Annotated in this window: 15 protein-coding genes; 8 read left to right on the top strand and 7 right to left on the bottom strand. The window is 72.8% G+C overall.

Going from position 1 to position 17738, the window contains the following annotated elements; all coding sequences use genetic code 11:
- Positions 1-283 precede the first annotated feature (283 nt).
- Positions 284-976: a FadR/GntR family transcriptional regulator gene (locus tag AC51EU_RS15710; protein WP_496267547.1), complete on the top strand. Its 693-nt coding sequence runs from the start codon at positions 284-286 to the stop codon at positions 974-976.
- A gap of 276 nt (positions 977-1252) precedes the next feature.
- Here AC51EU_RS15710 and AC51EU_RS15705 read toward each other — a convergent pair whose 3' ends face one another.
- The 4 genes from AC51EU_RS15705 to AC51EU_RS15690 all read right to left on the bottom strand — a co-directional run bounded on the left by AC51EU_RS15705 (position 1253) and on the right by AC51EU_RS15690 (position 8314).
- Positions 1253-3628: an MFS transporter gene (locus tag AC51EU_RS15705; protein ID WP_496267546.1), complete on the bottom strand. Its 2376-nt coding sequence runs from the start codon at positions 3626-3628 to the stop codon at positions 1253-1255.
- 767 nt (positions 3629-4395) lie between these two features.
- A complete protein-coding gene (locus AC51EU_RS15700) occupies positions 4396-4623 on the bottom strand; it encodes a hypothetical protein (protein WP_496267545.1) in 228 nt (75 codons plus the stop codon).
- A gap of 321 nt (positions 4624-4944) precedes the next feature.
- Entirely contained in the window at positions 4945-6726 is a 1782-nt protein-coding gene (gene gcl / locus AC51EU_RS15695) for a glyoxylate carboligase (protein WP_496267544.1), read from the bottom strand.
- Positions 6727-7090: 364 nt separating this feature from the next.
- The gene (locus AC51EU_RS15690) at positions 7091-8314 is read right to left on the bottom strand and encodes an acyl-CoA dehydrogenase family protein (RefSeq protein ID WP_496267543.1); all 1224 of its coding nucleotides are present in this window, start codon (positions 8312-8314) and stop codon (positions 7091-7093) included.
- Positions 8315-8478: 164 nt separating this feature from the next.
- Here AC51EU_RS15690 and AC51EU_RS15685 point away from each other — a divergent pair, with 164 nt between their 5' ends.
- Entirely contained in the window at positions 8479-9123 is a 645-nt protein-coding gene (locus AC51EU_RS15685) for a TetR/AcrR family transcriptional regulator (protein ID WP_496267542.1), read from the top strand.
- A 14-nt stretch (positions 9124-9137) separates the two neighbouring features.
- On the opposite strand, the gene def is transcribed toward AC51EU_RS15685, so the two are convergent.
- Positions 9138-9698 carry a peptide deformylase gene (gene def, locus AC51EU_RS15680; RefSeq protein WP_496267541.1) on the bottom strand — a complete coding sequence of 187 codons (561 nt, stop codon included), beginning with the start codon at positions 9696-9698 and terminating at the stop codon, positions 9138-9140.
- A 221-nt stretch (positions 9699-9919) separates the two neighbouring features.
- Here def and AC51EU_RS15675 point away from each other — a divergent pair, with 221 nt between their 5' ends.
- The 5 genes from AC51EU_RS15675 to AC51EU_RS15655 all read left to right on the top strand — a co-directional run bounded on the left by AC51EU_RS15675 (position 9920) and on the right by AC51EU_RS15655 (position 14431).
- Positions 9920-11158 (top strand): DUF1727 domain-containing protein, encoded by a 1239-nt coding sequence (locus AC51EU_RS15675; protein ID WP_496267540.1) that lies wholly within the window; start codon positions 9920-9922, stop codon positions 11156-11158.
- 40 nt (positions 11159-11198) lie between these two features.
- On the top strand, positions 11199-11924 hold the full coding sequence (locus AC51EU_RS15670; RefSeq protein ID WP_496267539.1) for a type 1 glutamine amidotransferase: 726 nt from the start codon (positions 11199-11201) through the stop codon (positions 11922-11924).
- A gap of 154 nt (positions 11925-12078) precedes the next feature.
- Positions 12079-13104 carry a 6-phosphofructokinase gene (locus AC51EU_RS15665; RefSeq protein ID WP_496267538.1) on the top strand — a complete coding sequence of 342 codons (1026 nt, stop codon included), beginning with the start codon at positions 12079-12081 and terminating at the stop codon, positions 13102-13104.
- A 114-nt stretch (positions 13105-13218) separates the two neighbouring features.
- Complete coding sequence (locus AC51EU_RS15660; protein ID WP_496267537.1) at positions 13219-14169, top strand: cytochrome c oxidase assembly protein; 951 nt, start codon at positions 13219-13221, stop codon at positions 14167-14169.
- Positions 14170-14272: 103 nt separating this feature from the next.
- The gene (locus tag AC51EU_RS15655) at positions 14273-14431 is read left to right on the top strand and encodes a hypothetical protein (protein ID WP_496267536.1); all 159 of its coding nucleotides are present in this window, start codon (positions 14273-14275) and stop codon (positions 14429-14431) included.
- A gap of 16 nt (positions 14432-14447) precedes the next feature.
- Here the strand turns inward: AC51EU_RS15655 and AC51EU_RS15650 are convergent, their stop codons facing one another.
- Both AC51EU_RS15650 and AC51EU_RS15645 read right to left on the bottom strand, forming a co-directional pair.
- Complete coding sequence (locus AC51EU_RS15650; protein WP_496267535.1) at positions 14448-14864, bottom strand: SSI family serine proteinase inhibitor; 417 nt, start codon at positions 14862-14864, stop codon at positions 14448-14450.
- A 210-nt stretch (positions 14865-15074) separates the two neighbouring features.
- Positions 15075-16709 carry an alpha/beta hydrolase gene (locus AC51EU_RS15645; RefSeq protein WP_496267534.1) on the bottom strand — a complete coding sequence of 545 codons (1635 nt, stop codon included), beginning with the start codon at positions 16707-16709 and terminating at the stop codon, positions 15075-15077.
- Between the two features lie 234 nt (positions 16710-16943).
- On the opposite strand from AC51EU_RS15645, the gene AC51EU_RS15640 reads away from it, so the two are divergent.
- Positions 16944-17720 (top strand): ABC transporter ATP-binding protein, encoded by a 777-nt coding sequence (locus tag AC51EU_RS15640; protein ID WP_496267533.1) that lies wholly within the window; start codon positions 16944-16946, stop codon positions 17718-17720.
- Positions 17721-17738: the final 18 nt, after the last annotated feature.

Here is a 17738-nt window from a genome sequence, read left to right as displayed (position 1 = left end):
GGCGGCAGGCGGCAGGCGGCAGGCGGCAGGCGATTATCGGGAGCGCGGGCAGGTGGGGAACGGCGCGCCGGAGAGGCGCGAGTCCGTTCGGGTGGTGGTGCGGGAGAGGGCGGAGTTCATGGAACGTCCCTGGTGTGCCGGGAGTTGACCGGTAGCACCGTGCCCCGCGGCGAGGCGCCGGTCGCCTCAGGCCCCCGCCACGGCGATCGAGAAGCAGTCCACGCGGCGTCATGGCCGGTACAGTCACCGCACATCAGCCCCTCAGACAAACTGAGAGGTGGCCATGCCGCTCGGCGCCCTCCGTCCCAGCCCTCTGGTCGAACAGGCCGCCCAGCAGTTGCGGGACCGGATCACCGGCGGGCACTGGCCGGTGGGCACCAAGCTGCCCGGCGAGACCACCCTCGCCAAGACGCTCGGCGTGGGCCGCTCCACCGTGCGGGAGGCCGTACGGGCACTGGCCGGGGCGGGACTGCTGCAACCGCGCCAGGGCGCGGGCGTCTTCGTGATCGCCGTTGAACCGGCCGAGGACTGGCCCACCCGCCTCCGTCGCGCCGCGCTCGCCGATGTGCACGAGGTCCGCGCGCTGGTGGAGGCCCAGGCGGCACGACTGGCGGCCGTCCGGCGCTCGGACTCCGATGTCGCCGCGCTGCGGTCGGCGCTGGAGCGGCGGCGCGCGGCAGCCGGAGAGGGCGACGCGGCATTCGTCGATGCGGACATCGCCCTGCACACCGCCGTGGTGGACGCCGCGCACAACCCCGTACTGTCCGACCTTTTCGCCGAGCTCCCACCCGCGCTACGGCAAGGAATGATCGATCTCGTCCAGCTTCTGGACCTCCGTGCCCACGACCGCGGCCCCGCCGACGCCCGCCTCGCGGCACTGGTCGACGCGGTGACCGCCGGCGACGCGGACGCGGCGAGCCGCGCGGTACAGAACGAACTCGACGCGATGCACCGGATGTTGTCGGAGGGGCACTGAGGGGCGGGCCCTGGGGCGACACGAACCCCGTACGCCCCAGGCGGACTACGTATCGGCCGTTCCCGCGCGCCTCTGGGCAGGGGCCACGGTCTTGGCGTCCCACCAGGCGGGACGATGCGCCGATCGCCGTCTCCCTGCGACTGCGGGCCACTGCCACGATCTTGGCGTGTCCCGAGGCGGGATGAGGCGTCGACCGGCCGTCCCCGTGTCCTGCGGCCGCCGCGCGGTTGTGCCCGTGGACGGGGGCCGCCACGTACCGGCCGTCGCCCCGGCCCGTCAGGGAGTTGCGCCGGTCGGCCGGTCCAGATGGACGTCGACGTTCCGGTGGCCGCCGCCCGGTAGGGAGACGGGTACGGCGCGGGGCGCGTGGCCCTCGGCGGTCAAGGTGTAGTGGCGACCGCCGAGGCCGGTGAAGGCGAAGGTGCCGTCCGGGCCGGTGACGGTGCGGGCGATGGCGTTCCCGTCCTCCAGGAGCGTGACGGCCGCGTCGGCGAGGGGCCGGCCGCCAGGGCCGCGGACCGTGCCGCGGACGGCGGCGGTCGTCCGCAGTCGGACGTCCCAGCGCTGTGATGCGCCGGGTTCCAGGGTGACGGGGAGTACGCGGGGCTGATGCTCGGAGGCTTCGAGCGTCACCGTGTAGACGCCGGGCGGAAGTTCGCGGATCTCCCACCGTCCCTCGTCATCGGCCGCCTCACGGGCCACGACCGCGCCGCTGGCGTCGGTGACGACGGCAGTGCCGTCCATCGGCGGGGTGCCGTCCGCACCGCCGAGAAGGGTTCCGTGGAGGCGGCCGCTTCCGGTGAGCGCCAGGTCCACCACGGCGGGCACGCCCCCGTGGCCCCGGTCGACGGAGAGGGCGCACGGGGCGTGGCCCGGCGCGGCCGCCGTGAGGATATGGGCACCAGCCTCTGACATAGGCAGGGCGTAGCGGCCGTCGCCCTCGGTGACGGTGGCGCCCGCCTGACGCCCCCGCCCGTCGATCAGCGTCACGCTCGCCCCGGCGACCGGCGCGCCACCCGCGCCGAGCACACGGCCGTGGAAACCGGCGGCGGACCGCGCCCCGGTGGCGTCGGCGGGAGCCGGGCCGGGCACGGCGTCCGCACCGGGTGCGGCGGCTTCCCGTATGTCCGGGTGCCCCGTCTCCCGTGGGTCCGGGGTCTCCGGGCCACGGGCGAGCAGGGTAGGGCTGCCCGCCTTGCCGGGTGACGGGAGGAAGGCGGCCACCACCACGCCGACGAGGACAACGGCCGTGGCGATCACGAAGGAGAGCCGGATGCCCGCCATCGTGGGCACCTGGACCGACCCCAGCGGCCGGGACATATGAGCCAGCACCATGCCGATGACGGCACTGGACACGGAGGTGCCGATGGAGCGCATCAGAGTGTTGAGGCCGTTCGCCGCGCCCGTCTCGGAGGGGTCGACGGCACCGACGATCAACGCGGGCAGCGAGGAGTACGCCAGTCCTATCCCGGCACCGACGACCACGGCGATGATGACGGTCTGCCAGGCGGCGCTCATCAGGACCGTACCGGCGCCGTAGCCGATCGCGATGACGAGCATGCCGAGCAGCAGGGTGGTCCTGGGGCCGTGGCGGGCCGCGAGGCGCGCGTAGACCGGGGCGACGAACATCATGGTGAGGCCGAGCGGGGCCACGCACAGACCGGCGACCACCATGGACCGGCCGAGGCCGTAGCCGGTGGACTCGGGCAGTTGCAGGACCTGCGGGAGCACCAGGGATATCGCGTAGAAGGCCACACCCACGGTGATCGACGCGATGTTCGTGAGCAGCACCTCGCGGCGGGCGCTGGTACGCAGGTCGACGAGCGGATCGGCGATCCGCAGTTCCATGACGCCCCACAGCAGCAGAAGCACGGCGGCGGCGCCGAACAGTCCGAGGGTGCGGGGCGAGCCCCAGCCCCAGTCGCTGCCCTTGGTGATGGGCAGCAGCAGGGTGACGAGTCCCGCCGACAGGCCGAGCGCACCGAGGACGTCGAAACGGCCCCGGGCCCGGACCGTCGTCTCGGGCACGGTGAGGACGGTCAGCAGGATCGACAGGACGCCGAGGCCGGCGGAGCAGAAGAACAGGGCGTGCCAGTCGGCGTGCTGGGCGACCAGGGCGGCGGCCGGCAGGGCGAGTCCGCCGCCGACACCGATCGACGAACTCATCAACGCCATCGCCGAGCCGAGCCGTTCACGCGGCAACGCGTCACGCATGATGCCGATGCCGAGCGGTATCGCGCCCATGGCGAAGCCCTGGAGCACCCGTCCGGCGATCATCGTCAGCAGGTCGTCGGTGAGGCCGCAGACCAACGAGCCGACGACCATGACGCCGAGGCTGGTCAGCAGCATCCGCCGTTTGCCGTAGAGGTCGCCGAGCCGTCCCATGACGGGCGTGGCGACGGCGCCCGAGAGCAGCGTGGCGGTCATGACCCAGGTGGCGTTGCCCGGTGCGGTGCCGAGCAGGACCGGAAGGTCCTTGATGACCGGTACGAGCAGGGTCTGCATCACCGCGACGACGATGCCGGCGAAGGCGAGGACGGGGACGATGCCGCGGCCGGCTCCCCGCGGCCGGTCCGGGGCGGGGCGGGTCACCGGCGGCGCGGCGGGCGCCGCCGCCCTCCCTGGTGGCTGGTCCGTCGTCGTCTGTGTCATGCGCGCGGCCTCCGGGCGGCGGGTACGGGTCTGGTCGGAAGGTCGGGGATCGGGGGGCGGGCCGCGCCGGTGGCGTGCTGGTACCGGCGTACCGTGGCACGGCAGCACCACGGGCGCCGCGGCGCCCCGAAACCCTCGGGACGGACAGGAAGTTGGCGCGGTGAGCGCCGGTCACGTGGAAGCCGAACGCGCGGCCTCGCACGGCTATTCCGGTGTTCATCCGTTCTTCACGCGCCGAAGGCGGTGAGGCGGATCACGGCAGGTGTCGTGACGGTGATCCGTTTCGTCCCGTCCGGGACGCGTCGCGGCCCGCGCGTCGTCGTGACACAGCGCATCCATCGATGCCTCCCCCAGCTGCCTCGTCGCCCTTACCGGTCCCAGTGAAGCGCACGGCACTGACAACCGACCGCTGTGCGAGGCCCGTTCGCCTCTGACCTGGGGCAACGAGACGTGGAGGGGGCCGTGTTCGACCGGTTCCGGCCCCGGTTCGCGCGTCGGCGTCCACCCGTCGGGGAGGCCAGGGGCGCGACACCCGGCCATGTCGGAATGCGGTGCCACGTCACAGGTGGGGCCTGATGTCACAGGCGGAATCGCGGGGCCACAGGTCGCGGGAGTCCCCTACCGAAGCACAACCGGGCTCGCGCCTCTGCCCCTGCCCCTGCCCCTGAACCACTCGTCCAGCGATCGCCCCTGTATCCCCCAGTCGGGTGAGCCCACCCCCATCGCCCCACCACGGCACCCCGCCCCCGAACGATCCCCGACCCCCTTCACGCCGGAGGCATCGGCCAGGCGTCGAGGTCGCCGCCGCGCCACTCGATCAGGCGGGGGTCGTCGAGGGCGATGTTCTCGGAGGGTTGGGCGAAGCCCGCGCGGCGGAGGAATTCGGCCACGTCACCCCGCCCGTGGGCCAGGCCCACGATCTGGCCGTGCACGGTGACCCGCCGGCCGCCGGAGGGCGTCGGAGGGTGCACGATGACGGGCGGGTGCTCGGTCATGCCTCCAGCGTGCGCCGGGCGCCGCGTCCGCGCATGTCGACGCTGCTCCGGTGCGGTGGTCCGGAGGCGGCCGCGAAAAGGAGGGAGCCCCGGCCGGACGGGGGGAGCCGGCCGGGGCGGTCGGGGTGCGGTGCCGGGCGGCGGACGGCTTCTCGCCGTCTCCGCCGTACGGCCGCCCCGGGAAGAGATGCCCCGGAGCGCGACCCGCACCCTGTGAAACGGTGCGCCGCACACGGACGTTCCCCCGGCACGCGTGACAGCGGTCACGACACACATACCGGCGCACAACCGCACAACCGGAAACCGCTCCCCCGCCCCCGCTCACACCTTCAACGCCTTGATCGCCGTGGGCGCGTGCCCGGGTTCGGTGGCGAGTTCCTCGTACTCGGTCACCGTGGCGATGTCGGTGGCGCTCATGGCGATGTCGGTGACCCGTTCCAGGATCACCTCGACGACGACCGGGACGCGGTGCTCCTCGGCGAGCCGCCGGGCCTGCGCGAAGGCGGCCCCCAGGGCGTGTGGCGCGGTGACGCGGATCGCCTTGCACCCCAGGCCCTCGACGACCTTGACGTGGTCGACGCCGTAGCCGCCGAGTTCGGGGGCGTTGATGTTCTCGAACTCCAGGTTGACCTGGAAGTCGATGCCGAAGGCGCGCTGCGCCTGGCGGATCAGCCCCAGGTAGGCGTTGTTGACCAGGACGTGGACGTAGGGGATGCGGTGCTGGGCGCCGACCGCGAGTTCTTCGAGGAGGAACTGGAAGTCGTAGTCGCCGGAGAGCGCCACGACCGGGGTTCCGGGGTCGGCGGTGGCCGCGCCGAGGGCGGCGGGGAGGGTCCAGCCGAGCGGTCCTGCCTGGCCGCTGTTGATCCAGTGGCGGGGGCGGTGGACGTGCAGCAGTTGCGCGCCGGCGATCTGGGAGAGGCCGATGGTGGTCACATAGCGGGTCTCGGGGCCGAACGCCTTGTTCATCTCCTCGTAGACGCGCTGCGGCTTGATCGGTACGTCGTCGAAGTGGGTGCGGCGCTGGAGCGCGGCCCGGCGTTCCTGGGTGGAGGCGGCCCAGGCGGTCCGGTCGGGGAGGGTGCCCGCGGCGCGGCGGGAGCGGGCCGTGGTGACGAGGAGTTCGAGGGCGGCCGCGGCGTCGGAGGTGATGCCGTAGTCGGGGGCGAAGATCCTTCCGATCTGGGTGGGTTCGATGTCGATGTGCACGAAGGTGCGGCCGCGGGTGTAGACGTCGAGGCTTCCGGTGTGGCGGTTGGCCCAGCGGTTTCCGATGCCGAGGACGAAGTCGGATTCCAGGAAGGTGGCGTTGCCGTAGCGGTGCGAGGTCTGGAGGCCGACCATTCCGGCGTTCAGTTCGTGGTCGTCGGGGATGACGCCCCAGCCCATCAGCGTGGGGACGACGGGGATGCCGGTCAGTTCGGCGAACTCGACGAGGAGGGGCGCGGCGTCGGCGTTGATGATGCCGCCGCCCGCGACGACCAGGGGGCGTTCGGCGGTGTCGAGCATCGCGAACACCTTGGCGATCTGGGCGGGGGTCGCGGCCGGGCGGTGAACGGGCAGGGGTGCGTAGGTGTCGGGGTCGAAGGCGATCTCGGTCCGCTGGACGTCGACCGGCAGGTCGATCAGGACGGGGCCGGGCCGGCCGGAGCGCATCAGGTGGAACGCCTGCTGGAGGACGCCGGGGACCTGCGCGGCCTCGCGCACGGTGGTGGCGGCCTTGGTGACCGGTGCGGCGATGGCGGCGATGTCGACGGCCTGGAAGTCCTCCTTGTGGAGCACGGAGGTCGGTGCCTGGCCGGTGATGCAGAGGATGGGTACGGAGTCCCCCGCGGCGGAGTAGAGGCCGGTGATCATGTCGGTGCCGGCGGGGCCCGAGGTGCCCACGCAGACGCCGATGGTGCCGGGGACGGCCCGCGTGTAGCCCTCGGCCATGTGCGAGGCGCCCTCGACATGGCGGGCGAGGACATGGGAGATCCCGCCGACGCTCCGGAGGGCGGCGTAGAAGGGGTTGATCGCGGCTCCCGGTACACCGAAGGCATGGGTCACGCCCTCGCGCCGGAGGATCTCCACCGCGGCTCGGGCGGCTGTCATTCGGGGCATCGCGTACTCCTGTCGACTTCGAGATCTTTTTCGTATAGCGAAATCTTTCTTTTGTTATACGGAAGGAACGTAAGGGTGTCGCGGAATACGCGTCAAGAGCCCGGTCGGCGCCCGCGCCCCTGACGCACCAAGGGTCCGGCCGGCGCCGCTCCCCCGAGCAACGCTTCGCCGGCCGGTCCCTCCCCCCGTGGGTGCTACAGAACCGCCGGCACTCCCGCCCGTACCGTCCGCCCTCTGCGGACGTCCGGCCACCGGGCCCCCCGCGAAAGACCACGCGGTGGAAAACGACGCGCTTCTCTTCCGTGCGTACGGGTGCGGCCCGCCCCCTTCCGGGACGGGCCGCGCGCGGGTTGCCGGTACGGGGTCAGCGGATCGGCATCCCCGACAGGGTGCGGGCGATGACCAGGCGCTGGATCTCGCTGGTGCCCTCGAAGATGGTGTAGATGGCCGCGTCGCGATGCATCCGCTCGACCGGGTACTCGCGGGTGAAGCCGTTGCCGCCGAGGATCTGGACGGCCTGCGCGGTGACCTTCTTGGCGGTCTCGCTGGCGAACAGCTTGGACATCGAACCCTCGGCGGAGGTGAACGGCTTGCCGGTGGTGGCCATCCAGGAGGCGCGCCACACCAGGAGGCGGGCGGCGTCGATCCGGGTGCGCATGTCGGCGAGCTGGAAGGCGATGCCCTGGTTGTCGATGATCGGGCGGCCGAACTGCTCGCGGGTCTTGGCGTAGTCCAGCGCGACCTCGTAGGCGGCGCGGGCGGTGCCGACGGCCATCGCGCCGACGGCGGGGCGGGACGCCTCGAAGGTGGCCATGGCGGCGTTCTTGATCCGTTCGCCGCCGGCGGCGCGTTCGCGGGCGCGGGCCAGGCGCTCGTCGAGCTTGTCCTTGCCGCCGAGCAGGCAGTTTCCGGGGACGCGGACGCCGTCCAGGACGACCTCGGCGGTGTGCGAGGCCCGGATGCCGTGCTTCTTGAACTTCTGGCCCTGGGAGAGTCCGGGGGTGCCGGGCGGGACGATGAAGGAGGCGTGGCCCTTGGAGCCGAGGGCGGGGTCGACGGAGGCGACGACGACATGGACGTCGGCGATGCCGCCGTTGGTCGCCCAGGTCTTGGTGCCGTTGAGGACCCATTCGTCCTTGGCCTCGTCGTAGACGGCGCGGGTGCGCAGGGAGGCGACGTCGGAGCCGGCGTCGGGTTCGGAGGAGCAGAAGGCGGCGACCTTGACGTCGTCGGCGTCGCCGTACATCTGGGGCACCCAGGTGCCGATCTGTTCCTCGGTGCCGTTGGCGAGGACGCCGACGGCGGCGAGGCCGGTGCCGACGATGGACAGGGCGATGCCCGCGTCACCCCAGAACAGTTCCTCCATGGTGAGGGGGATGCCGAGGCCGGTGGGGTCGAAGAACTGCTGGGCGTAGAAGTCGAGGGAGTACAGGCCGATCTTGGCGGCCTCCTGGATGACGGGCCAGGGCGTTTCCTCGCGTTCGTCCCATTCGGCCGCGGCGGGGCGCATGACGTCGGCCGCGAAGCCGTGGATCCAGTCGCGGACCTCTTTCTGCTCGTCGTTGAGTTCCATGGTGAACCCGGTCATGCGTCCCCTCCGGCGCTGCGTGCCCTGCCCGCGTTACTTGCGGTAACAGGAGTGTGTTACCCATGAGTAAGGACTGTCAACTCCCCCCGCCTGCGAATCCGGCACGCAGTGCGGGTGTTACGTTGCGCGAGCGCCACGGATTCACAAGGGTGGGGAGCACGACCATGAACAGCACAGAACAGGACCGCCGGACGACGCCGGCCGAGCGCCGGAGGAAGGAACTCCTGGAGGCCGCGGAACGCGTCGTGCTGCGCGACGGCCCGGGAGCGTCGATGAACGCCATCGCCGCCGAGGCGGGCATCACCAAGCCCATCCTCTACCGGCACTTCGGCGACAAGGGCGGCCTCTACCGCGCCCTCGCCGTCCGCCACACCGACGCCCTGCTGGACGGGCTGCGTGCCGCCCTCGACGCCCCCGCGGAGCGCCGCGCCCGGGTGGAGGCCACCCTCGACACCTATCTCGTCGCCATCGAGACCCGTCCGCAGGTCTACCGGTTCCTCATGCATCCCGCCGAGGAGGACCAGCCCGCCGACTCCGGCTTCGACGTGGGACGGCACTCCGCGCCCCTGCTGCGGCGCCTCGGCGAGGAACTCGCCAAGGTCATCGGCGAACGCCTCGACCTGGGCCCCGGCGGCGAGGAACTGGCCCGGGTCTGGGGCCACGGCATCGTCGGCATGATGCACGCGGCAGGCGACTGGTGGCTGCGCGAAAGGCCCTGCTCCCGCGAGCAGTTGGTACGGCACCTGACCGATCTGCTGTGGGGGCGGCTCGCCGGGGCCACCGACCTGGCCGAGGGCCCCGGCTTCTGACCGCGGCGGCGGGCTCAGCCCGCCGGTACCGTGCCCTTGCCCGCCCAGGGTGCACGGGCCGCCGCGCGCTGCGCGCGGCGGCGCCGCAGCCCGGTGAGGTGGTCGGTGTACAGCCCGCCGTCGAGGTGGTCGCACTCGTGCTGGAGGCAGCGGGCGAAGAACCCGGTGCCGGTCACCCGGCGCGGCTCCCCCCGCACGGTGAAGCCCTCCACGACGGCCCCGTCGTAGCGCGGGGTGCCCGCTTCGAGGCCGGGGAGCGAGAGGCAGCCCTCGGGCCCGCGGACCACCGGGTCCTCCGTCGTGACCAGGCGGGGGTTGACGAGGTGTCCGAGGTGGCGGCGGTCCTCGTCGTCGGGGCAGTCGTAGACGAACACCCGCAGCGGGACGCCGATCTGGTTGGCGGCCAGTCCCACGCCGCGGGCCGCGTACATCGTGGCGAACATGTCCTCCACCAGCCGGGACAGCTCCGCGTCGAACGCGGTCACCTCCCGGCAGGGCGCGGTGAGGACCGGGTCCCCGAGGACGCTGAGGGGGCGTGGGCGGCCGGTGCTGCCGGGAATGGTGCGGGCGGGCATGGCCTCCAGCGTACGGTCCCCGGCCCGTGCCGGACGCCGCGGGAGGGGCCGCGCCGGTGCGCCGGACGCGGTCCGGCGGGTGGCGGGGTTCGGGCACACCGCCGGATCTCGATAGGCTGCTCCCCGACCGAAGCCTCCGGTCGGTCGCCGACCGCGGAGGGGGCGTTCCACCGGCAGCCCACAGGGCAGGAGGGCGCCGGATGCAAGGAGGATCAAGGACGATGGCAGGCAACACGGAGCCGTTGTCGCCACGCGCCAAGCTGGCCGTGACGGCGGGCAAGGCCGCGGCGGCGGTATCGCGGGCGGCGGGCCGCGGCAGCGGATCGGTGATCGGTGGCCGGGTGGCCCTCAAACTCGACCCCGACCTGCTGGCCCGGCTCGCCCGGCACCTGGACGTGGTCCTGGTGTCGGCGACCAACGGCAAGACGACCACGACGCGGCTGATCGCGGAGGCGCTGCGGGCCAGCGGCCCCGTCGTCTCCAACGCGCTGGGTGCCAACATGCCGGCCGGCATCACCTCCGCGCTGGCGGGCGGCTCGGACGCGCGTTTCGGCGTGATCGAGGTCGACGAGAAGTACCTGGCGGGCGTCGCGCGGGATGTGACGCCCAAGGCGATAGCGCTGCTCAACCTCTCCCGCGACCAGCTCGACCGGGCCGCGGAGACCCGGATGCTGGCCGAGAACTGGCGCGAGGGCCTCGCCGGTTCCAAGGCACTGATCATCGCCAACGCGGACGACCCGCTGATCGTGTGGGCGGCGTCCTCGTCCTCCAACGTGGTGTGGGTCGCGGCGGGCCAGGAGTGGAAGGACGACGCCTGGTCCTGCCCGTCGTGCGGCGGTGTCATGCAGCGGCCCGGCGACGACTGGTTCTGCGGCGAGTGCGGCTTCCGCCGCCCGACGCCGAGCTGGGCGCTCTCCGGCGACCATGTGCTCGACCCGCACGGCAGCGCCTGGCCGATCCGGCTCCAGCTCCCGGGCCGCGCCAACAAGGCGAACGCCGCGACCTCCGCGGCCGTGGCGGCCGCCTTCGGCGTGCCGCCGCAGGTCGCGCTGGAGCGGATGTACTCGGTGCAGGCGGTGGCCGGCCGCTACGACGTGGTGACGTTCATGGAGCGGGAGCTGCGGCTGCTGCTGGCGAAGAACCCGGCCGGCTGGCTGGAGACGTTCTCCCTGATCGACCCGCCGCCGGCGCCGGTGATCCTGTCGGTGAACGCCCGCGGCGCCGACGGCACCGACACGTCCTGGCTGTGGGACGTCGACTACACCCGTCTCGCCGGGCACCCGATCTTCGTCATCGGTGACCGCAAGCTGGACCTGGCGGTGCGGCTGGAGGTCGCCGGGCTCGACTTCCACGTGTGCGAGAACGCGGACGAGGCCGTGCGGATGGCGCCGCCGGGCCGTATCGAGGTCATCGCCAACTACACGGCATTCCAGGACCTGCGCCGCCGCGTGGGCAACTGAGCGGGAGAGGAGAACCGTCATGGGACAAGGACGGGCGAACATGGCCAACAGCCTGCGGCTGGTCTGGATCTATCCCGACCTGCTGAGCACCTACGGCGACCAGGGCAACGTCCTGGTGGTCGAGCGGCGGGCACGGCAGCGCGGTCTGGACGTACAGCGGCTGGACGTACGGTCCGACCAGCAGATCCCGACCTCGGGCGACATCTACCTGATCGGCGGCGGTGAGGACCGGCCGCAGCGGCTGGCCGCCGAGCGGCTGATCCGCGACGGCGGGCTCGGCCGGGCGGTGGCCAACGGCGCGATCGTGTTCTCGGTGTGCGCGGGCTACCAGATCCTGGGCCACGAGTTCGTCAACGACCTCGGGGAGCGGCAGCAGGGCCTGGGGCTGCTGGACGTGGTGAGCACCCGCGGCGAGGGCGAGCGGTGCGTCGGCGACGTGCTGGGCGACATCGACCCGCGGCTGGGCCTGCCGCCGCTGACCGGCTTCGAGAACCACCAGGGCGTCACGCACCTGGGGCAGTCCGCCCGCCCGTTCGCCCAGGTGCGCTTCGGCCGGGGCAACGGCGTCGGCGACGGCTACGAGGGCGCGTACAACGACACCGTCTTCGGTACGTACATGCACGGCCCGGTGATGGCCCGCAACCCGCACATCGCGGACCTGCTGCTCAAGCTGGCGCTGGACGTGAACGCGCTGCCGCCGGTCGAGGACCGGTGGTACGACGCGCTGCGTGAGGAGCGGATCGCCGCGGCGACGCAGCCCGCCTGACGGACGGTCGGGGCCCTGCCCCGCGTCTCCCGTGTGCCCGCGGTCCCCGGCCGCGGGCACACGTGTACCCGGAGGCCGCCGGCGCTTGTAGGGTGAGCGCATCCGACCGGACGACGGGGTCCGGGCCCCCGTCGAGCCCCGAAGGTTTCGCACCATGCGTATGGGTGTCCTCACGTCCGGCGGCGACTGCCCCGGCCTCAACGCCGTCATCCGCTCCGTCGTCCATCGCGCCACCGCCGACCACGGCGACGAGGTGATCGGTTTCCGCGACGGCTGGAAGGGTCTGCTGGAGGGGGACCACCGCAAGCTCGACCTCGACGCGGTCGGCGGCATCCTGGCCCTCGGCGGCACCGTCCTCGGCTCGTCCCGGGTGCGGCCCGAGCAGTTGCGGGACGGTGTGGAGCTGGCCCGCGGCCATGTCGCGGAGCTGGGCCTGGACGCGATCATCCCGATCGGCGGTGAGGGCACGCTCAAGGCGGCGCGGCTGCTGTCGGACGCCGGGCTGCCGATCGTCGGGGTGCCGAAGACCATCGACAACGACATCGCGGCGACCGATGTGACGTTCGGCTTCGACACCGCCGTGGGTGTCGCCACCGAGGCGCTCGACCGGCTGAAGACCACCGCCGAGTCGCATCAGCGGGTGCTGATCGTCGAGGTCATGGGGCGGCACACCGGGTGGATCGCGCTGCACTCGGGGACGGCCGCCGGGGCGCACGCGATCGTGGTTCCGGAGCGTCCCTTCGACATCGGGGAGCTGACCGAGCGGGTCGGGGCGCGGTTCGCGGAGGGCAAGAAGTTCGCGATCGTGGTGGTCGCCGAGGGCGCGAAGCCGCGCGAGGGCTCGATGCGGTTCGAGACCGGCGGCACGGACGTCTACGGGCACGAGCGGTTCGCCGGGGTGGCCCGGCAGCTCGCCGGGGAGCTGGAGCGCCGGCTCGGCAAGGAGGCCCGTCCGGTCATCCTCGGGCATGTGCAGCGGGGCGGGACGCCGACCGCGTACGACAGGGTGCTGGCGACCCGGTTCGGCTGGCACGCGGTGGAGGCCGCGCACCGGGGTGACTTCGGGATGATGACCGCGCTGCGCGGGACGGAGATCACGCTGGTGCCGCTGGCGGAGGCCGTGGAGACGCTCAAGACCGTGCCGGGCGACCGGTACGCGGAGATCGACTGCGTGCTGTGACCCCGGGCCGTCAGCGGTGGCCCGACGCGCCTCCGACCGCCCCCGGCCGAGATCGCGGCCGGGGGCGGATCTAGTCTGGTCGCCGGAGCATCGGTACGAACCAGGAGCGAGCGGATGGATCACAGCGGGCACGGCATGAACATGGATCTACCGCCGTTCACGCTGGGGCGGGGGCTGGAATTCGGCGGGGACACGTTCTTCGTCGTCGGGTGTCTGCTGGGGCTGGTGCTGTACCTCTGGGCGGTGATCCGTCTGCGACGCCGCGGTGACGAGTGGCCCATGGGCCGGGTCGTCGCCTGGGTGGTCGGTGTGCTGACCATCGCGCTGGTGATGTGCACCAAGCTCAACGACTACGGCATGGTCATGTTCAGCGTGCACATGGTGCAGCACATGGTGATCAGCATGCTCTCCCCGATCCTGCTGCTGCTCGGCAGCCCGGTCACCCTGGCCCTGCGCGCCCTGCCGGCCGCGGGCCGGGGCCGCAAGGGGCCGCGCGAGCTGCTGGTGGCGCTGCTGCACACCCGCTACATGCGGATCATCACGCACCCCGTGTTCACCATCCCGATGTTCATCGCGAGCCTGTACGCGCTGTACTTCACGCCGCTGTTCGACTTCCTGATGGAGTCGCGGACGGGCCACATCGCGATGATGGTGCACTTCCTGGCGGTCGGCCTGGTGTTCTTCTGGCCGATCATGGGCGTCGACCCGGGCCCGCACCGTCCGGGGTACGTGATGCGGATGCTGGAGCTGTTCGCGGGCATGCCGTTCCACGCGTTCTTCGGGATCGCGCTGATGATGGCCAGCGAGCCGATGATCGGGACGTACGACCACCCGGCGGCGTCGCTGGGCATCGACGCGCTGTCCGACCAGTCGGCGGCGGGCGGCATCGCCTGGGCGTTCAGCGAGATCCCGTCGGTGGTGGTGCTGATCGCGCTCGTCTACCAGTGGTACCGCTCCGAGGAGCGGCAGTCGCAGCGCGCGGACCGGCAGGCCGAGCGCAACGGCGACAAGGACCTCGCGGACTACAACGCCTATCTGGCGGCGCTGCACGCACGGGGGCAGTGACCGCGCCGGGTGACTGGCGGTACGGGCCGCGGCCGGGGACCATGGGTCCTGGGCCGCGGCCCGTGGCATGTGCGGGCCGGACCGCCGTGAGGAGGGTGCGGACATGCCCCGATCCGCGAAGACGCTGGCCGTGTGCGCGGTGACCGCGCTGGTGGTGGTGACGGCCTACAGCGTGGCGGTACGCGCCGACGCCTGGGTGTGGCTGGCGTGGGCGGTGCTGGCCCTGGTGACGGTGGGGGTGCTCGCGGCACGGCGTCGCTGAGCCCGGCGGCGCCCGGTCAGAAGCGGAACACCGGTCCGGTCGCCGCGTCCAGCGTGCAGGCGCTGCCGAACGTCCGGCGCCAGTCGATCCGCTCGCCCCGCCAGGTCCCCCGCGCGGTGGCGGTCACCGGGTCGTACTCCTTGGTGCACGAGTGCGGCTCGCCGCGCAGCGCGTCCAGATCACCGCGGGCCCAGGTCAGCGCCGAGCAGGCGGCGTCTCCGTAGGGGTGGTGGCCGTGGGTGGCCGGGCAGTCCAGCCGTACGCCGCGGATCCAGGTGTCGCTCGCCCCGGACACGGTGAGGAACAGCCCGTGGTCGCCCGGGGTGACGGCGGCGTCGGCGCGGGGCGAGGGGGCCACACCGAGCGCGGTGACGACGGCGGCCGCGGTGGTCGCGGCGGCGCGGACGAGGCGGCGGCGACGGCTGACAGGCATCGGTCTCTCCTGAACGCTCGGGGATCGCGGGCGGTACGCGCGGCCGGGGCCGCCGGGTACGCGCCCAGGGCACCCCCCGGCACGCCGGGGAACAAGCGGACGCGCCGCCGGGTCACCCGTCGGTGGCCGCCGCCCGGCCGCCCTTCCCGGAGAACGTCCGACGGGCGGCCGGGGACACGGTCCCGGCCGCCCGTCGGGCGTGGTGGGGCGTCAGCGCACGGTCGGAAGGGCGGCGGCCTTCGTCTTCGCCGCGGCCTTCTGCGTGCTGGGCCGCGGTGCGGCGTGCGGGGCGCAGGTGACGTCCTTGGCGTCGGTCTTCCCCCGCAGGAAGTAGGCGTCCACCCGGTCGTTGATGCAGGAGTTGACCAGGCCGGTGACGCCGTGGGAACCGGCGCCCCGCTCGGTGATCAGACGGGAGCCCTTGAGCCGCTTGTGGAGCTCGACGGCGCCGCCGTACGGCGTGGCCGCGTCGCGTTCGCTCTGCACGATCAGGACGCTCGGCAGGCCCTTGCCCGTGGTGACCTCGACGGGGGTGTGCTGCTTGGCGGACCAGGTGGCGCAGGGCAGGTTCATCCAGGTGTTGGACCAGGTGAGGAAGGGTGCCTTGGCGTGGACCCGGCTCGTGTCGCGGTCCCAGGTGCGCCAGTCGGTGGGCCACTTGGCGTCGGTGCACTCGACGGCCGTGTAGACGGCGTTGCTGTTCTCCGACGCGATGTTGCCCGCGGTGTCCTTGAGGTCGGCGGCCGCGTTCTGGACCAGCGGTGCCGTGTCACCGGCGCGGTAGGCGCTCCAGACCTCGGCGACCGGCGCCCACATCGAGTCGTAGTACGGGGCGTTCTGGAAGAAACCGGTCAGCTCGGACGGGCCGACCACACCGCCGATGGGGCGCTTGGCCGCCGACGCGCGCAGCTTGTCCCACTGTGCCTGGACCTTCTGCGGGGTGTTGCCGAGGTGGTAGGTCGCGTCGTGCGCGGCGACCCACTTCTTCCAGTCGTTCCAGCGCGTCTCGAACGCGACGTTCTGGTCGAGGTTGGCCTGGTACCAGACCTTCTTGCGCGAGGGATCCACGACGCTGTCGACGACCATCCGGCGGACGTGGTCGGGGAAGAGCGTCCCGTAGACGGCGCCGAGGTAGGTGCCGTAGGAGACACCGAGGTAGTTGAGCTTCTTCTCGCCCAGCGCGGCGCGGATGACGTCCAGGTCGCGGGCGGAGTTGGGCGTCGTCAGATGCGGCAGGAGGGAGCCGCTGCGCCGGGCGCAGCCGTCGGCGTACTGGCGGGCGAGCTTGCGCTGGGCGCGCTTGTCCGCCTCGTTGCGGGGCACCGGGTCGGCCTTGGGGCCCTTGGCGAACTTCTGCGGGTCGGCGCAGGAGATGGGGGCGGAGTGGCCCACCCCGCGCGGGTCGAAGCCGATGAAGTCGTACGCCGCGGCGGTCTTGGCCCACACGGCGTTCTTGCCGGTGATCCGGGTGGGGAAGCGCATGCCCGAACCGCCGGGGCCGCCCGGGTTGTAGACCAGCGCGCCCTGGCGGGCCTTGGCGCCGCCGGTGTTGCGGGCCCGGTCGACGGCGATCTTGAGGGTGCGGCCGTCGGGCTTGGCGTAGTCGACGGGGACGGTGACCCAGCCGCACTGGATCGGGGCCTTGAGGCCCCAGGAGGCGGGGCAGTCCCGCCAGTCGATGCCGCGGGCGGCGGCGCGGGCGGCGGCGATCCGCACCCCGCGGGCCTCGGCCGATCCGTCGCGCTGCCGCTCCCCCGCGCTGGCGGGTGTCGCGGCTATGGTGCCGGCGAGGAGCGCGCCGGTCACCAGGGCGCCGGCGGCGCCCAGCGCTGCTGTTCTTCTCACGTAAGTGCTCCCCCTGCATGGTGCGCCGCGGGTCGCGGCGGTGTTCACAGAGCTACAGGGGGATCCTTTCGTCCGGTGTGCCCGTCTGACCAGATTCGGCCACTGTTTCTTTACCAACCTGTAGGAATTGCGCGGTGATCTGCGCCGGAGGCGCACAACCCCGGGCCGTGCCGCGCCTCGCGGGCCGGTGGGCGCTCCGTGTGGGCGCGGACGGGCCGCGGGTAGCTTCGCCCCATGACCGCCCTCGTGTTGTCGGCCGAGGATCTCGGCAAGTCCTTCCTCTCCCGCGACGGCCGTACGGTCGCGGCCCTGGACAAGGTGTCGCTGACGGTGCGGGAAGGGGAGTTCGTCTGCGCCGTCGGCCCCTCGGGGTGCGGCAAGTCGACGCTGCTGCGGATACTCGGCGGCCTCGACTCGCCGACGTCGGGGCAGGTCGTCCGCCCTCCCGCCCGGCCGCCCGTGCCGGCCGCGGCTTTCGTCTTCCAGGACTTCGCGGTGCTGCCCTGGCTGACGGTGCGCGCCAACGCGGCCTTCGGCCTGCGGATGACGGGCCTGCGCCGCCAGGAGGCGGAGCGGGCGGCGGACGCCTGGCTGGTGCGGATGGGCCTCGGCGGGTTCGCGGACGGCTATCCGGAGCAGCTGTCCGGCGGGATGCGGCAACGTCTCGCGCTGGCGCGGGCGTTCACCACGGGCAGCCCGGTGCTGCTGATGGACGAGCCGCTGGGCGCGCTCGACCCGCAGACCCGCCGGCTGACGCAGGAGCAGCTGCTGGGGCTGTGGCAGGAGGAGCGCAAGACGGTGGTGCTGGTGACGCACTCGATCGACGAGGCGCTGCTGCTGGGCGACCGGGTGCTGGTGATGTCGGCGCGTCCCGGCCGGGTGACGGAGGAGATCGTGGTGCCCTTCGGGCGTCCGCGCGACCCGGCGATCCTGGACGGGCCGGAGTTCGGCCGGCTGCGGGCCCGGATCTGGGACCGGTTGCGGGGGCAGCTGTCGGCGGGTGCCCGGTGAGCGCGGTACCGGCGGTCG

The organism is Candidatus Streptomyces philanthi (genome assembly GCF_059553635.1).
Note: the sequence above shows the minus strand (reverse complement) of the source record. Positions and strands in the feature narration are given on the sequence as shown.

Excerpts from the sequence above, each read along its gene's own strand:
- AC51EU_RS15710 (WP_496267547.1), top strand. The coding sequence starts at position 284 with ATGCCGCTCGGCGCCCTCCGTCCCAGCCCTCTGGTCGAACAGGCCGCC.
- AC51EU_RS15705 (WP_496267546.1), bottom strand. The coding sequence starts at position 3,628 with ATGACACAGACGACGACGGACCAGCCACCAGGGAGGGCGGCGGCGCCC.
- AC51EU_RS15700 (WP_496267545.1), bottom strand. The coding sequence starts at position 4,623 with ATGACCGAGCACCCGCCCGTCATCGTGCACCCTCCGACGCCCTCCGGC.
- gcl (WP_496267544.1), bottom strand. The coding sequence starts at position 6,726 with ATGCCCCGAATGACAGCCGCCCGAGCCGCGGTGGAGATCCTCCGGCGC.
- AC51EU_RS15690 (WP_496267543.1), bottom strand. The coding sequence starts at position 8,314 with ATGACCGGGTTCACCATGGAACTCAACGACGAGCAGAAAGAGGTCCGC.
- AC51EU_RS15685 (WP_496267542.1), top strand. The coding sequence starts at position 8,479 with ATGAACAGCACAGAACAGGACCGCCGGACGACGCCGGCCGAGCGCCGG.
- def (WP_496267541.1), bottom strand. The coding sequence starts at position 9,698 with ATGCCCGCCCGCACCATTCCCGGCAGCACCGGCCGCCCACGCCCCCTC.
- AC51EU_RS15675 (WP_496267540.1), top strand. The coding sequence starts at position 9,920 with ATGGCAGGCAACACGGAGCCGTTGTCGCCACGCGCCAAGCTGGCCGTG.
- AC51EU_RS15670 (WP_496267539.1), top strand. The coding sequence starts at position 11,199 with ATGGCCAACAGCCTGCGGCTGGTCTGGATCTATCCCGACCTGCTGAGC.
- AC51EU_RS15665 (WP_496267538.1), top strand. The coding sequence starts at position 12,079 with ATGCGTATGGGTGTCCTCACGTCCGGCGGCGACTGCCCCGGCCTCAAC.
- AC51EU_RS15660 (WP_496267537.1), top strand. The coding sequence starts at position 13,219 with ATGGATCACAGCGGGCACGGCATGAACATGGATCTACCGCCGTTCACG.
- AC51EU_RS15655 (WP_496267536.1), top strand. The coding sequence starts at position 14,273 with ATGCCCCGATCCGCGAAGACGCTGGCCGTGTGCGCGGTGACCGCGCTG.
- AC51EU_RS15650 (WP_496267535.1), bottom strand. The coding sequence starts at position 14,864 with ATGCCTGTCAGCCGTCGCCGCCGCCTCGTCCGCGCCGCCGCGACCACC.
- AC51EU_RS15640 (WP_496267533.1), top strand. The coding sequence starts at position 16,944 with ATGACCGCCCTCGTGTTGTCGGCCGAGGATCTCGGCAAGTCCTTCCTC.